Raw genomic sequence first — 15,575 nt, forward strand, 5'->3', positions numbered from 1 at the left:
GTCAGGAGCCTCCGAGGTGATCGGTGAGCAGGTGGTGCAGTGGGGCACCGGCGGGCAGCGGCTCGTCGCCCTCCCAGGCGCGGGCGAGGGTGCCGACCGCGCCGAGGTCGCCGAGGAGGATGCCGCCGACGAGCCGGTCGGCGCGGACGACGACCTTGCGGTAGACGCGGCGGGTGGCATCGGCGAGGTGCACGACGTCGTCGCCGGGGGCGGGTTCGGTTTCGCCGAAGGAGGCGAGGTCGAGGGGGGTGTCGGCGGCGGAGAGGGTGAGGCGGGTGAGGGCGCGGGTGCCGGCGTAGCGGTGTGGTGGGGTGCCGGTGCCGGTGAGGACGCGGGCGAGGACGTCGGCCTGTTCGAGGGCGGGGGTGGCGAGGCAGTAGAGGATCCCGGCGTGCTCGGCACAGTCGCCGATGGCGTGCACGGCGGGATCGGAGGTACGGAGTTCGTCGTCCACGATGACGCCCGCGCCCACGTCGAGCCCGGCGGCCCTGGCGAGCCCGACGCGGGGCCGGACACCGCAGGCGAGGACGACGAGGCGGGCGTCGAGGACGTAGCCGTCGGCGAGTTCGACACCGGTGACGACGCGGGTGGCGGGGGCCGGGCGCGGGGTGGAGGCAGAACCGGTCAGGGGTGCGGCGGAGCCGTCGCCGTCGGGCCTGCGGGCCGGGGGCCGCGCCGTACGGCTCGGGCGCCCCGGCGCGGCAGCGCGCGTCCGCACGCCCCGTACCCGGCACTCCGTATGGACCTCCACCCCCAGCTCCTCCAGGTGCGTCCGCAGCAGCCCGGCCGCCGCCGGGTCGAGTTGGCGCTCCATCAGCCGCTCCCCCTGCTGCGCCAGCACCACCCGCGCGCCGCGGCGGGCCAGCGCCCGGGCCGCCGAGACGCCGAGCAGCCCCCCGCCGACCACGACCGCCGCCGCGCCCGGGGTCGTCGCCGCGGCGAGCGCGAGGCAGTCGTCCATCGTCCGGAAGGCGTGCACCCCCGCCGGCAACGCGACACCGGCACCGCCGGCGTCGCCGTCGTCGTCGAACAGCCCGCGCAGCGGCGGCAGCACCGGCCAGGCGCCCGTGGCCAGCACCAGCACGTCGTACGGCACCTCCCGCCCGTCGTCGCACCACACCCGGCGCGCCGCGCGATCGACGCGCACCGCCCGCACCCCGCGCAACGTGCGCACCGCCGGGCCCGAGTCGGGGAGGCGGATGACGTCCGGCGCGTAGCTGCCGGCGAGGACGTCGGCGAGCAGCACCCTGTTGTACGGGGCGTGCGGCTCCTCCCCGACGACCGTCACCCGCACCCCGGCACCGGCGAGCTGCCGCGCGAGCCGCGTACCGGCCATGCCGCCGCCGGCGATCACGACGCGGCGCCCCTCGGCGGGGCGGTCGGCTGCGGGCTCGGGCTGGCTCATGCGCTCAGCCTGCGGCGAGGCCGTTACCCCGCCGCATCCCCCCGGTTTCCACCGCGCAACGCTGCCCTCAGCACCCACCGGACGGCACTGTGAGCGCCGGGCTCCCCCGGTCCCGAGCCCGGACCCGCCGCCTGCCGCGCCGCGGCGGCCGCCGCGCACCCGCACCCCGGCAGCCGCTCCCGTACGGCCACCGCGGCCCGTATCGCCCGGTCCCCCCTCCCCCACACGCACAGCATCCCCACGCGGAACTCCCCTCCCCGTCCCCTGCAACGAAGCCGGCCCCGGACCCCGGTTCCACCCCGCCTCCCGGACGGCTCCCCACCCCGGGTTACGCTCGCCCGACCATGCCCGACATACCCCTGTTGACCCTGGTCATGCTGTGTGCCGCCGCCGCGGCGGCCGGCTGGATCGACGCCGTGGTCGGCGGCGGCGGGCTGCTGTTGCTGCCCGCGCTGCTGCTGGGGTATCCGCATCTGCAGCCCGCGTATCTGCTCGGCACGAACAAGGCCGTGGCCATCGTCGGCACCTCCGCCGCGGCGGTGACGTACGCCCGCAAGTCCCCCGTCGACGTGCGGCTCGCCGTGCGCATCGGGGCGGCGGCGCTCGCCGGCTCCGCGCTCGGGGCGTTCTTCGCGGCCGGCGTCAGCAGCGACGTGCTGCGACCGGTGATCATGGTGGTGCTGCTCGCGGTGCTCGCGTTCGTCGCGCTGCGCCCGTCGTTCGGCACGGACGCCCCCGCGACCGGCCCGGTGACGCCGCGCCGGATCGCCGCCGCGGTGGCGCTCGCGGGGCTGGGCATCGGCTTCTACGACGGGCTGATAGGCCCGGGTACGGGCACGTTCCTGGTGCTCGCGCTGACCGCGGTGCTGCAGATGAACCTCGTCCAGGCGTCCGCCACCGCCAAGATCGTCAACGTCTGCACCAACTTCGGCGCGCTGGTGATGTTCTCGGTCCAGGGCACGGTCCTGTGGTCGCTGGCCGCGCTGCTCGCGGTCTTCAACCTGGGCGGCGGCTGGCTCGGCGCGCACATGGCGCTGAAGAAGGGCAGCGGCTTCGTCCGCGGTGTCCTGGTCGTCACGGTCGTCGGTCTGGTCGCCAAACTCGCCTACGATCAGTTGGCTTGACTCCTCCCCCCTCGTAAAGAGAGGGGGATTCCTGGCTCACGTTGCCTGCCCACCGGCGGGGGTGCAGGTCTTACACGGTCAGCGCCAGCCGGGTTGAAGACCGGCCCGGACGAGCATCACGCGGGCGGAGTTCTTGTCCCGGGGCCGGGACACTCCGCACGCGGTGCACTTATACGTTCGTTCCGAGAGAGGCAGCGCGTGCTTGGTTCTCGCTCCGCAGTCTGCGCAATCCATGGTGGTGTGCGCCGGGTGCACCAGGTGCACGATCCGGCCGTGTTTGCGGCCCATCTCGACCAGCGCGGCCTTGGTGGCGCCGATCGCCGCGTCAGCGGCCCTACGGGCCATGGTCGACTTCGCGAGGAACCTCGGGCGGAAGTCCTCAACCGCCAGGGCGTCATGGTCACGGACGACCTTCTTGGCCCACTTGCGGGCGGTGTCCTGGCGTTGCCGGGCGACCTTCTTGTGGAGCTTGGCGGCATGCCGCTTCGCTTCGCGGTAGCCGTTCGATGCGGCCTGCCCGCGCTTCGGCTTTCTGCGGGCCATCATCCGCTGGTACTTCGCCAGCTTCTGCGCAGCCGTCTTTCCGTGCTGCGGGTGGGGAAGGTCGTGGTCGTCGGACGTGGTGGTGGCGGTCTGGCTGACACCCCAGTCGATACCGATCACACGCCCGGTGACGGGAAACTGCTCGTTCACGGCGGGGACGACGAAGCTCGCCCACCAGTGCCCCACCGCATCCCGGTACACCCGCACCGAGCTGGGCGGCTTGGGCAGTTGCCGCGACCACACCGGGCGTACCACGATCCCGCCGGCCAAGTGCAGACGGCCGTCCTTGAGGCGGAACCCGCGCCGGGTGTACTCGAGAGTGGGCAGCGCCTCGCGCTTCTTCTTGCACTTCGGCATCCCGGCCCGCTGCCGCATCGGCAACCCGGCCTTGATGTCCCTCAGCGCCTTGGCGCGGGACTTTCCGAAGTCGCGTACCACCTGCTGCTGCGGAACACAGGCCCCCTCGCGCAACCACGGCATGCGGGCGCGGGCCTCGGTCAGCATCGCCGCAAGCTGCACCGGCCCGCACGTCGCCTTCCCACCCCTCGCCCGATTGTGCCGGTGCACCTGCCTGGACTTCGCGACGCACTCGTTCCACACCCAGCGCACCCGGCCCCACTCAGCTTCAAGAGCCGTACGGCCCGTAGACGACACGCGAAGACGGAAGGTGTACCGAGCATGCCCGGCCGCTTCCGTAGCCTCTTCTGTCGTCATGCATCAGAACCTAGCGGGGAGGACTGACAATTGACCCCGCTCAATCCCTGCCGTGTCCCCCACCAGCAGTTTTGGTGCACGCCCCAATCGCCCTGACGGCGACTCGACTCTCTGCCCCGCGCCCGCGGAGGCTCCGCTTCCTCCCCCGGCTGAAGCCGGGGGTATCCACGAAGGAGACCTGATGACGGACTTCCTGACAGTGCTCACGACGACGGACGGCCGGGAGAAGGCCGACGCGCTGGCGCGCGGGGCGGTGGAGGCGAGGCTGGCGGCGTGCGCGCAGGTGAGCGCGGCGGTCACGTCGGTCTACCGCTGGCAGGGCGCGGTCGAGGAGACCCGGGAGTGGCAGGTGCTCCTCAAGACGACGGCCGCGCGCTACGCGGAGCTGGAGGCCCACCTGCGCGAGGCGCACGACTACGACGAGCCGGAGATCATCGCCACCCCGGTGACCCACGGCAGCGCCGGGTACCTGGCCTGGGTGGAGCGCGAGACGACGGCCTGACGCCGCGTACGCGGCGCACCCACCGCTACTCCCCCGCAGGACCCGCCCGCTCCACCCGCACCGCGCACACCTTGAACTCCGGCATCCGCGACACCGGGTCGAGCGCCGGGTTGGTCACCGTGTTCACCCGGCCCGCGCCCGGCCAGTGGAACGGCATGAACACCGTGTCCGGCCGGATCGCCGTGGTGATCCGCGCCGGCGCCACGGCCCGGCCGCGTCGGGAGAGAACCGCGACCGGGTCGCCCTCGTCGGCGCCCACGCGGGCGGCCAGCTCCGGGTGCATCTGCACGTACGGCCCCGGTGAGGCCGCGTTCAGCTCGCTCACCCGGCGCGTCTGGGCGCCCGACTGGTACTGGGCGAGTACCCGGCCCGTCGTCAGCCACACCGGGTACTCCGCATCCGTCTCCTCCGCCGCGGGCCGGTGCTGCACCCCCGCGAACCGCGCCCGCCCGTCCGGCGTCGCGAACCGGTCGAGGAACATCCGCGGCACCGGCTCGCCGCCCTCCGGGCACGGCCAGAACACGCCGTCCTCCGCCTCGATCCGCGCGTACGTGATCCCCGAGTAGTCCGCCTTCCCTCCGGCCGACGCCCGCCGCAGCTCCGCGAAGACCTCCTCCGCCGCCACCGGGAACCCCGCCGCCCGCGCCGGCGCCAGCCGCTCGGCGAGGCCGCGGAGCACGTCGAGGTCGCCGCGGACGCCGGGCGGCGGGTCGGCGGCGCGGCGGCGCAGCAGCACCCGCCCCTCCAGGTTCGTCAGCGTGCCGGTCTCCTCCGCCCACTGCGCCACGGGCAGCACGACGTCCGCGAGCGCCGCCGTCTCCGACAGCACCACGTCCGCGACCGCCAGGAAGTCCAGCGACCGCAGCCGCCGTTCGACGTGCGCGGCGCGCGGCGCGGAGACCACCGGGTTGGAGCCCATGAGCAGCAGCGCCCGCACCCCGTCGGGCCCGGGGGCGCCGAGGGCGTCGAGCAGTTCGTACGCGCTGCGCCCGGGGCCCGGGAGCGTACCGGGGTCGACGCCCCAGACGGCGGCGACGTGGGCGCGGGCGGCGGGGTCGGTGAGCAGCCGGTAGCCGGGGAGCTGGTCGGCCTTCTGGCCGTGTTCGCGGCCGCCCTGCCCGTTGCCCTGGCCGGTGAGGCAGCCGTAGCCGGAGAAGGGGCGCCCGGGGCGGCCGGTGGCCAGGCACAGGTCGATCCACGCGCCGACCGTGTCGGTGCCCTTGGACTGCTGCTCGGGGCCGCGGGCGGTGAGGACCATGGCCGCCTCGGGGTCGCAGAACAGCGCGGCGGCGCGGCGCAGTTGCGGTACGGGCACGCCGGTGATCCGCTCGACCAGCTCCGGCCAGTGGGCCATGGCGGCGGCGCGGGCGGCGGGCCAGCCGGTGGTGCGTTCCGCGATGTAGGCGTCGTCGGTGCGGCCTTCGGCGATCACGAGGTGCAGCAGCCCGAGGGCGAGCGCGAGGTCGGTGCCGGGGCGGGGGGCGAGGTGCAGGTCGGCCTGCTCCGCGGTGCGGGTGCGGCGCGGGTCGACGACGACGAGGGTGCCGCCGTTGGCGCGCAGCTCGGTGAAGTAGCGCAGGGCGGGCGGCATGGTCTCGGCGGGGTTGGCGCCGACGAGGATCACGCAGCCGGTGCGGGGGATGTCCGCGAGGGGGAAGGGCAGGCCGCGGTCGAGCCCGAAGGCGCGGGTGCCCGCGGCGGCGGCGGACGACATGCAGAAGCGGCCGTTGTAGTCGATCTGGGAGGTGCCGAGGACGACGCGGGCGAACTTGCCGAGCGCGTACGCCTTCTCGTTGGTCAGCCCGCCGCCGCCGAAGACCCCCACGGCGTCCGCCCCGTGCCCGTCCCGGGCCGCCGCGAGCCCGGCGGCGACGCGGTCGAGCGCCTCGGTCCAGGAGGCGGGGCGCAGCGGTGCGGCGGGGTCGTCGCGGTCGTCGCGTACGAGGGGCTGCGTCAGCCGGGCGGCGGAGCCGAGGACGGCGGGCGCGGTACGGCCCTTGCCGCACAGGGCACCGCGGTTGACGTCGAACGCCGGGCGCTCCCGCACGTCGAGCCCGCCGTCGGCGGCGGCCGGTGCGAGCGTCATGCCGCACTGGAGGGAGCAGTAGGGGCAGTGGGTGTCGACGGTCATGGGGTGAGGGTGCGGGACGGATGTCACCCCCGGTGGACGGGGGTATTACGGGCGGGGTTCGCCGTCCTCAGCGGCGGGGGCGTACGGGAGTGAGCAGCCGTCAACAAGGCGACGCGGCGCGGAAACGGGGCCGCAACGGCGATGGGCAAGGCTCGCGGGTATGACGACCGCGGCAGAGCTGATGAGCAGGATCACCGCCGAGCTGAGCACGGGTCTTGCGGCGGCGGGCAGGGGACGGGGACGCCCGACGCTGGTGGCGGTGGCGCACGGGAGCCGGGACCCGGCGGCGGCGCGTACGGTACGGGCGCTGCTGGCGGCGGTACGGGCGCAGCGCCCGGGACTGCGGGTGCGGCTGGGGCACGTGGAACTGAACGCACCGCTGCTGCGGGACACGTTGAGCACGCTGACGGGCGACGCGGTCCTGGTCCCCCTGCTCTTCGCCCGGGGCCACCACGTGACGAGGGACATCCCGGAGACGCTGCGGGCGGCGGCGGAACACGACCGCAGGAAGCACGCGGAAGACCCTGGCCACCCCGCCGCCCACGGGTCCGCCCCCCGCGCCACCGGCGCCCTCGTCCACGCCGGCCCCACCTCTCCTCAAGCCCCCACCGCCGGCGGCCGCCCCGGCGCGGCCCCCGCCCTCGCCGCCCGCATCGCCGCCCCCCTCGGTCCGCACCCCCTCCTCGCCGCCGCGCTCGCCGGCCGGCTGGCGGAGGCCGGGTGGCGCGGTGACGGGGTGGTGCTCGCCGCCGCCGGGTCGCGGGCCGCCCCGGCGGCGGCCGACTCCGCCGCCACCGCCGCGCTGCTCGCCGACCGGCTCGGGGTGCCCGTGCTGCCCGCGTACGCCTCCGCCGCCGCGCCGACCGTCGCGGAGGCGGCCCGTACCCTCGCCGCCCGGGGCTGCCGCCGTATCGGCGTGGCCTGCTGCTTCACCGCACCCGGCCTCTTCGCCGCCCGCACCGCCGCCGACGCCCGCGCCCTCGGCATGACCGTCGCGGCGCCGCTCGGCGCACATCCGGCGCTCGCGCGGCTCGTACTCCACCGCTACGACGAAGAACTCTCCCGCCCCGGCAAGCGAGCCGACACCACCGCCGATACCCCCACCGCCACCACCGCCCGCGCCGCCGCCTGACGGCCAGCGGTCAGCTCTGCGTAACCGGACCGTTGCCGCTCCGTCAACCTCGCAGTTCTATGGTGCGAAGGCGGCCCGCGGGCGGCTGTCCCCGGGCTCCCCCACCTCAAGGAGTGGATGGTCGTGGAGCGCCGTTCTTTCCTGCGCGGAGCGGTCGTCAGCGGTTCTGCCGCGGCGTTCGGCGGCAGTCTGTGGCGGGGGTCCGCCGCCGCGGATCCGGCGCAGCCGGGGGCCGGCCCGTACGGATCGCCGGGCCAGGCCGACGGCAACGGGATCCGGCTGCCGCAGGGCTTCACCAGCCGGGTCGTGGCCCGCTCCGGGCAGCAGGTGCCCGGTACGTCGTACACCTGGCACCCCGCGCCCGACGGCGGCGCCTGCTTCGCGGACGGCGACGGCTGGATCTACGTCTCCAACTCCGAGGTCACCCCCTCCGGCGGCGCCGGCTCGATCCGCTTCACCGCCGCCGGCGAGGTGGCGGGCGCGTACCGCATCGTCTCCGGGACCCGGCAGAACTGCGCGGGCGGCAAGACGCCGTGGGACACCTGGCTGTCCTGCGAGGAGGTCGACCGCGGCTACGTCTACGAGACCGACCCCTGGGGCGCGAAGGCCGCGGTGCGGCGCGACGCGATGGGCCGCTTCAAGCACGAGGCGGCGGCCGCGGACCCGGAGCGGCGGGTCGTCTACCTGACCGAGGACGTCTCGGACGGCTGCTTCTACCGCTTCCGGCCCACCACCTGGGGCTCGCTCTCCTCCGGCACCCTGGAGGTGCTGCGGATGGGCTCGGGCACCTCGGGCCCGGTGACGTGGGCGCAGGTGCCGGACCCGAGCGGCGCGTCGGCGGCGACGCGGAACCAGGTGGCGGGCGCGAAGCGGTTCGACGGCGGCGAGGGCTGCCACTACGCGAGCGACAGCGGCACCTGCTGGTTCACGACGAAGGGCGACGGCCGCGTCTGGCAGTACGACGCGGCGGCGCAGACCCTGGAGCTGGCGTACGACGACTCCCTGATACCGGGCACCGCCCCGCTCACCGGCGTCGACAACGTCACCGGCAGCCGCTCCGGCGACCTCTACGTCGCCGAGGACGGCGGCAACATGGAGATCTGCCTCATCACCCCCGACGACGTCGTCGCCCCGTTCCTGCGCGTCGAAGGCCAGGGCGGTTCGGAGATCACCGGCCCGGCCTTCACCCCGGACGGCACCCGGCTGTACTTCTCCAGCCAGCGCGGCACCACGGGCAGTTCCTCGGGCGGCATCACGTACGAGATAACGGGCCCGTTCCGCACCTGAGCCCGCCCGCCCCCGTCACAGGGGGTTCCGCCACAGCCGTACGGCGCGGTCCTTGCGGTCCGCGCCCGCGATCAGTTTCCCGTCCGGGCTGAACGTCACCTCCTCGACCGGGCCCTTGCCCCTCCCGTCCTCCTCGCCGGTCGCCAGCCGCGCACCCGGCTTGCCGCGGGCGACGTTCCACAGCAGCACGCCGCCGCCGCTCTCCGAGGTGGTGGCGAGCGTCTTCCCGTCGGGGCTGAACTCCAGGTCGGCGACGGTGGTGAGGTACGCGTCGCGCAGGGTCGCCTTCTTCCGGCCGGTGGTCACGTCCCACAGCCGCACCGCGCCGTCGTCCTCGCCGGTGGCGAGGGTTTCGCCGTCGGGGCTGAACGTCAGGCTCAGCACGGGGAACCTGTGGTCGAGGGTGGCGCGGGGACCGTCCTGGCCGTACGGTTCCGGGTCGCGGCCCGCGACATCCCACAGGCGCACCGAGTTCTCCGGGGTGAGGTTGCTGTCGGAGTCGTCGCTCGCGGAGGCCAGTGTCCTGCCGTCCGGACTGAAGGCCACCGCGGTGACGCCCGACTCGTGGTCGAAGTACGCGAGGATGTCGTCCGAGCGCTCGGCGGGGTCCCGCAGGAACACCGACCCCGTCCTGCTGCCGAGGCCGAGCAACGTGCCGTCCGGGGAGAACGCCACGTTGTCGCCCCCCATGGAGAGGTAGGAGACCGGCCGGCGCCCGGCCACGTCCCACACGCCCGTCCCGCCGTTGTCGAGGCCGGTGGCGAGCAGCTTGCCGTCCGGGCTGAAGGCGACGTCGGCGATCCCGAACTCGTTGCCGACGCTGTCTTTCTGGGTGGAGGCGGCGCGCTGCTTGCGGCCGGCGACGTCCCAGAACCGGATCTTGCCGTCCTCGCCGCCGGTGACCAGCGTCTTGCCGTCAGGGCTGAAGTCGATGCCGGCGGGGCCCGGGGCGCGGGCGGGGAAGGCGAGGCTGCCGGTGGGCTCGTACGTCTTGTACGGCGAACTCGGCTGCTGCCGCTCGCCGGAGCCGGACGAGGGGAGGAGGACGGCGACCAGGACGATGACGAGCACGACGGCCGCGACCCCGCCGAGCAGCAGGACCACGGGCCCGAGGGTGCCGGTCCGGGCCTCGGGGTCGGGCTCGCCGGGAGGGGACGGCGCGGCCGGGGCGGCGGTCCGGGTCAGGGCGTACGGGTCGGGGGTGCCCGGGTCGGGGGCCGCGGACGCCGCGGCGTCCGGCGCCGTACGGGGCGGCGGCACGTCGACGACGGTCGCCGGATGCCCGGCCCCGTCTCCGCCTCCGCCTCCGCTCCCGTCCCCCGCTGCCCGGCGGCACATCTCGATGACCTCGGCGGGCGTCGGCCGCCGTTCCGGGTCCTTCGCCAGACAGGCCGCGGCGACGGCCCGTACCGGCTCGGGGCTGCCGTCGAGGTCGGGCTCCTGCTCCAGGATCCGGTAGACCACGCCGTGGTCCGTACCGCCGCCGAAGGCGTGCTCTCCGGTCGCGGCGAAGTGGGCGACGCCGCCGAGGGCGAAGATGTCGCCGGCCTCGGTGACGGTCTGGCCCCGGATGTACTCCGGCGCCATGTAGGCGGGCGTGCCGGTGCGTACGCCGGTAGCGGTCACGGCGGTGAGGTCCGCGGCGCGGGCGATGCCGAAGTCGATGACCTTGGGCCCGTCGGCGGTCAGCAGGATGTTGGAGGGCTTGAGGTCGCGGTGGACGACGTCGGCGGCGTGGATGGACTGCAGCGCCTCGGCGACCCTGGCTATGAGCGCCAGCGCCGCGTCGGCGGGCAGCGGCCCGCTCTCGGCGACCGCGTGCTGGAGGGAGGGCCCGGGCACGTACGCGGTGGCGAGCCAGGGCTCGTCGGCATGGAGGTCGGCGTCGACGACGGGCACGGTGTAGAGGCCCTGCACGCGCCGGGCGGCGGCGACTTCCTGGGCGAAGCGTTGACGGAACGCCGCGTCGCCCGCGTACTCGCGGTGCACGAGCTTCACCGCCACCGCGCTGCCCGCCGGCGTACGCCCCAGATAGACGCAGCCCATGCCGCCCGCGCCGAGCACCGCCTCCAGCCGGTACGGACCGGCCGCGGCGGGGTCGGCTGCCCCCAGGGGCAGGTGCGGCGGCGCGACCGTGGACCACCCGGCGTCCCCCGTACGGCCGTGCGGCACGGCCGACTCGTCCGGTCGGGACATGATCCCCCTCACCCCCGGCGGTCTGCCGACCACCTCGCCTGACCCGAACCGCCACCGCGGCCCCGTAGAGCGAGCGACAGCGTAACGAACCCCCGGCCACCCGCGGTCCGCGCGGTGAGCGGCCGGTCGCCCTTCCCGGACGGAACGCCTTGTTTTCGGCGGGCACGCGGCATCCGGCACGTTTACCGTGGTCGAGGGTGTGCGTATCGCAGGCGGCGCGGCCGGCAGCGCGACCGCCGGGAGCGGCACGCACCGGCCCGACTGCCGCGTGCTCGACGGAAGGTGACCCATGAAGATCGCAGTCATCGGCGGAACCGGCCTGATCGGGTCGCAGGTCGTGAAGAAGCTGACCGCGGCCGGCCACGAGGCCGTGCCGCTCTCGCCGTCCACGGGAGTGGACGTGATCACCGGCGAGGGCCTGGCCGAGGCGGTGGCGGGTGCCGACGTCGTCGTCAACCTGACGAACTCCCCGACGTTCGACGACGCCTCCCCCGCGTTCTTCCAGACCTCGATGGACAACATCCTGGCCGCGTGCGGGGACGCCGGGGTGCGGCACGCGGTGATCTTGTCGATCGTCGGCGTCGACCTGGTGCCCGGCCTGGACTACTACCGGGCCAAGACCTTGCAGGAGGACATCCTCAGGGCCGGCCCGATCCCGTACTCCATCGTCCGCGCCACCCAGTTCATGGAGTTCATGGAGCCGACCCTGGCCATGACCACCGAGGGTGACACCGTCCGCCTCCCCTCCACCCCGGTCCAGCCGATCGCCGCCCAGGACGTCTCCGACGCGGTCGCCGAGGTCGCCGCGGGCACGCCCCTGAACGGCACGGTGAACATCGCCGGTCCGGACGTCTTCCCCCTGGACGAACTCGGCCGGATCACCCTGACCGCGCGCCCCGACGGCCGCGCGGTCGTGAGCGACCCCACCGCCGGCATGTTCGCCGCGGCGCCCGGCGACGCCCTCCTCGCCCCACCCGACGCCCGCATCGCCCCCACCCGCTACCGCGAGTGGCTCGCCTGAACCAGGGACGAGGGGCGGCGCCCCCGCACGGGCGCCGCCCCTCCGGGAACCGGTCTGCCGTCGGGTGAGGGTCAGGGCAACGCCGACGGTGGCCGGGGGTTCAGGTGGCCGGCTGCGGCTTCCTGGCGCTCGTGGCGCCGCGGGCCGGCTTGCCGTTCGGGGAAGTCCCGTTCTGCGCCGCCCCGTTCGCGGTCCCCTTCGCGGTCGCCCCGTTCGCCGCCCCGTTCGCCGCCGCCCGTGCCGCCTCCAGCCGGGCCACCGGGATACGGAACGGGCTGCACGAGACGTAGTCGAGACCCACGTCGTGGAAGAAGTGCACCGACTCCGGGTCGCCGCCGTGCTCGCCGCACACGCCCAGCTTCAGGTCGGGACGCGTCGCCCGCCCCGCCTTCGCCGCGTCGCGGACCAGCGCGCCGACGCCGTCCTTGTCGATCGTCTCGAACGGGGAGACGCCGAAGATGCCCTTCTCCAGGTACGCGGTGAAGAAGCTCGCCTCCACGTCGTCCCGCGAGAATCCCCACACGGTCTGCGTCAGGTCGTTGGTGCCGAACGAGAAGAAGTCCGCCGACTCCGCGATCTGACCCGCCGTCAGCGCAGCGCGCGGCAGCTCGATCATCGTGCCCAGCGACAGCTTCAGCTCCACGCCCCGCGCGGCCTCCACCTCGGCGATGACGGCTTCGGCCTCGTCGCGTACCAGCTCCAGCTCCTGCACCGTGCCCACCAGCGGGATCATGATCTCCGCCCGCGGGTCGCCCTTCGCCTCCAGGCGCTGCGCCGTCGCCTCCGCGATGGCCCGCACCTGCATCGTGAACAGCCCCGGGATCACCAGCCCGAGGCGCACGCCGCGCAGGCCCAGCATCGGGTTCTGCTCGTGCAGCCGGTGGACGGCCTGGAGCAGCCGCAGGTCGTTCTCGTTGTGGTCCTTGCGGGACTCGGCGAGCGCGACCCGTACCGACAGCTCCGTGATGTCCGGCAGGAACTCGTGCAGCGGCGGGTCGAGCAGCCGCACCGTCACCGGCAGCCCGTCCATCACCTCGAAGAGCTGCACGAAGTCGCGCTGCTGGAGCGGCAGCAGCTCCTTCAGCGCCGCGTCCCGCTCCTCCTCGGTGTCGGCGAGGATCAGCCGCTCGACCAGCTCGCGCCGCTCGCCGAGGAACATGTGCTCGGTGCGGCACAGCCCGATGCCCTGCGCGCCGAAGCGGCGGGCGCGGGCGGCGTCGTCGAAGTTGTCGGCGTTGGCCCGGACGCGCAGCCGGCGGATGCGGTCCGCGTACGACATGAGGCGGTGCACGGCGACGACGAGTTCGTCGGCGTCCTCGGCGCCCGCGTGCATGCGGCCCTCGAAGTACTCCACGACCGGCGACGGCACGACCGGCACCCGGCCGCGGTAGACCTTGCCGCTGGAGCCGTCGATGGACACGACGTCGCCCTCGTCGATGACCTCGCCGCCGGGCGCGGTCAGTTGCCGCCGTTTGGTGTCGACCTCCAGCTCCTCCGCGCCGCACACGCACGTCTTGCCCATGCCGCGGGCGACGACGGCGGCGTGCGAGGTCTTGCCGCCGCGGGAGGTGAGGATGCCCTCGGCGGCGATCATGCCGTCGAGGTCGTCGGGGTTGGTCTCGCGGCGGATGAGGATGACCTTCTCGCCTGAGCGCGACCACTTCACGGCCGTGTACGAGTCGAAGACCGCCTTGCCGACGGCGGCGCCCGGCGAGGCGGCGATGCCGCGGGCGAGCAGGTCGCCCTTGTGGCCGTTGTCGAACCTCGGGAACATGAGCTGCGCCAACTGCGCCCCGTTGACGCGCTGCAGCGCCTCGGCGTCGGTGATCAGCCCCTGGTCCACGAGCTGCACGGCGATGCGGAACGCCGCCGCCGCGGTGCGCTTGCCGACCCGCGTCTGGAGCATCCACAGCTTGCCGCGCTCGATGGTGAACTCGATGTCGCACAGGTCGCGGTAGTGCGTCTCCAGCGTCTCCATGATCCGCATCAGCTCGTCGTAGGACTTCTCGTCCAGGTCCTGGAGCTTGGAGAGCGGCACGGTGTTGCGGATGCCGGCGACGACGTCCTCGCCCTGCGCGTTCTGCAGGTAGTCGCCGTAGACGCCCTGCTGGCCGCTGGCGGGGTCGCGGGTGAAGGCGACGCCGGTGCCGGAGTCGGGGCCGAGGTTGCCGAAGACCATGGAGCAGATGTTGACGGCGGTGCCGAGGTCGCCGGCGATGCGCTCCTGGCGGCGGTAGAGCTTGGCGCGCTCGCCGTTCCAGCTCTCGAAGACGGCCCGTACGGCGAGGTCCATCTGCTCGCGCGGGTCCTGCGGGAACGGCCGTCCCGTCTCCCCGGCGACGATGTCCTTGAACGTGCCGACGAGGGCTTCGAGGTCGGCGGCGTCCAGTTCGACGTCGGTGGCGACGCCCTTGGCGCGCCTGGCGTCCTCGATGGCGGTCTCGAACAGCTCGCCGTCGATGCCCTGCACGGTGTTGCCGAACATCTGGATGAGGCGGCGGTACGAGTCCCAGGCGAACCGCTCGTCGCCGGCCTGGGCGGCGAGTCCCGGCAGGCAGGCGTCGGTGAGGCCGATGTTGAGGACGGTGTCCATCATGCCGGGCATGGAGAACTTGGCGCCGGAGCGTACGGAGACCAGCAGCGGGTCGTCGGCCTGGCCGAGCTTCTTGCCCATGCGCCGTTCGAGGACGTCGAGGTGGGCGCTGACCTCGTCGCGCAGGGCGGGGGGCTCGGCGCCGCTGGCGAGGTAGACCTTGCAGGCGTCGGTGGTGATGGTGAAGCCCGGCGGGACGGGCAGGCCGAGGTTCGTCATCTCGGCGAGGTTGGCGCCCTTGCCGCCGAGGAGGTCCTTGAGGTCCTTGTTGCCCTCGTGGAAGTCGTAGACGAACTTGACCGCGGCGGCCTTGGCGGAGGCGGCCCCTTTCCCCGGGGACTTCTTCGCTGCCTTCTTCTTATCCGGCTTCGTTTCCGGCACGGGATCGACTCCTCGTGTGGGACCCCTGGCGGGGAGCTGCCCTGACGGCGAGGAACATACCCAGATCGAAGGCTCCCCGGGATGAGGCGTAGACGATCACGAGGGGGTTCGGCCCTCACACCTGGGATCCTGCTGGCGACCGGGAGCCGCGCCCCTTCTTCACTTCTCTTAACGACGATCCCGGACGGACGGGCATCGGCAAGCCGGGGAGGGTCATCCGCGTTACGGAACGCGTTTGTGGCTTCGAGGGGTGAAGGGATCGGTGTGGCACTCAGTGCCGCGCATACGAGAGATGACGTCCACATTTGAGCGCTCGTTTGAGCGCAAGACATATCAAGCGTGGGGAGAATCACGCGATCGGGCGGGGAGAATCTCACGATGTGGACAGCGGGGCGTGCGAATCGCGGGACGGCCCGGCCGGAGCCGGAGGCGGGCGGGCCATGCTCCCGCAACGTGCGTACATGCGCCCCCGGTTCTGCTTGTCGACCCGACAGCCGCGCGCTAGTTTTGCGTGCCAACCAGACTTAACAACGCGATGGCGCGATG

At 73.9% G+C, this 15,575-nt stretch carries 9 protein-coding genes and 1 pseudogene; 5 read left to right on the forward strand and 5 right to left on the reverse strand.

Annotated elements, in window-relative coordinates:
• Position 1 precedes the first annotated feature (1 nt).
• Positions 2-1,405 carry an NAD(P)/FAD-dependent oxidoreductase gene (locus OG946_RS10110; protein WP_326795800.1) on the reverse strand — a complete coding sequence of 468 codons (1,404 nt, stop codon included), beginning with the start codon at positions 1,403-1,405 and terminating at the stop codon, positions 2-4.
• Positions 1,406-1,749: 344 nt separating this feature from the next.
• On the opposite strand from OG946_RS10110, the gene OG946_RS10115 reads away from it, so the two are divergent.
• Positions 1,750-2,529 carry a sulfite exporter TauE/SafE family protein gene (locus OG946_RS10115; protein WP_326795801.1) on the forward strand — a complete coding sequence of 260 codons (780 nt, stop codon included), beginning with the start codon at positions 1,750-1,752 and terminating at the stop codon, positions 2,527-2,529.
• On the opposite strand, the pseudogene OG946_RS10120 reads toward OG946_RS10115, so the two are convergent.
• Positions 2,517-3,786: pseudogene (locus OG946_RS10120) on the reverse strand (RNA-guided endonuclease InsQ/TnpB family protein). The gene OG946_RS10115 and the pseudogene OG946_RS10120 overlap by 13 nt on opposite strands.
• A gap of 181 nt (positions 3,787-3,967) precedes the next feature.
• Here OG946_RS10120 and cutA point away from each other — a divergent pair.
• Positions 3,968-4,288, forward strand: a complete 321-nt coding sequence (cutA, locus tag OG946_RS10125) for a divalent-cation tolerance protein CutA (RefSeq protein ID WP_326795802.1) — start codon at positions 3,968-3,970, stop codon at positions 4,286-4,288.
• 25 nt (positions 4,289-4,313) lie between these two features.
• Here the strand turns inward: cutA and OG946_RS10130 are convergent, their stop codons facing one another.
• A complete protein-coding gene (locus OG946_RS10130) occupies positions 4,314-6,419 on the reverse strand; it encodes a molybdopterin oxidoreductase family protein (protein ID WP_326795803.1) in 2,106 nt (701 codons plus the stop codon).
• A gap of 160 nt (positions 6,420-6,579) precedes the next feature.
• Between OG946_RS10130 and OG946_RS10135 the strand changes: the two genes are divergently transcribed.
• Positions 6,580-7,551, forward strand: a complete 972-nt coding sequence (locus tag OG946_RS10135) for a sirohydrochlorin chelatase (protein WP_326795804.1) — start codon at positions 6,580-6,582, stop codon at positions 7,549-7,551.
• Between the two features lie 123 nt (positions 7,552-7,674).
• On the forward strand, positions 7,675-8,838 hold the full coding sequence (locus tag OG946_RS10140) for an alkaline phosphatase PhoX (protein ID WP_326795805.1): 1,164 nt from the start codon (positions 7,675-7,677) through the stop codon (positions 8,836-8,838).
• Between the two features lie 15 nt (positions 8,839-8,853).
• Here OG946_RS10140 and OG946_RS10145 read toward each other — a convergent pair whose 3' ends face one another.
• Complete coding sequence (locus tag OG946_RS10145) at positions 8,854-11,034, reverse strand: WD40 repeat domain-containing serine/threonine protein kinase (protein WP_326795806.1); 2,181 nt, start codon at positions 11,032-11,034, stop codon at positions 8,854-8,856.
• 289 nt (positions 11,035-11,323) lie between these two features.
• Between OG946_RS10145 and OG946_RS10150 the strand changes: the two genes are divergently transcribed.
• A complete protein-coding gene (locus tag OG946_RS10150; protein WP_326795807.1) occupies positions 11,324-12,055 on the forward strand; it encodes an SDR family oxidoreductase in 732 nt (243 codons plus the stop codon).
• A gap of 100 nt (positions 12,056-12,155) precedes the next feature.
• On the opposite strand, the gene ppdK is transcribed toward OG946_RS10150, so the two are convergent.
• Positions 12,156-15,029: a pyruvate, phosphate dikinase gene (gene ppdK / locus OG946_RS10155; protein ID WP_326795808.1), complete on the reverse strand. Its 2,874-nt coding sequence runs from the start codon at positions 15,027-15,029 to the stop codon at positions 12,156-12,158.
• Positions 15,030-15,575 lie beyond the last annotated feature (546 nt).

The sequence above is a fragment of the Streptomyces sp. NBC_01808 genome, from assembly GCF_035917395.1.
Lineage (GTDB): Bacteria > Actinomycetota > Actinomycetes > Streptomycetales > Streptomycetaceae > Streptomyces.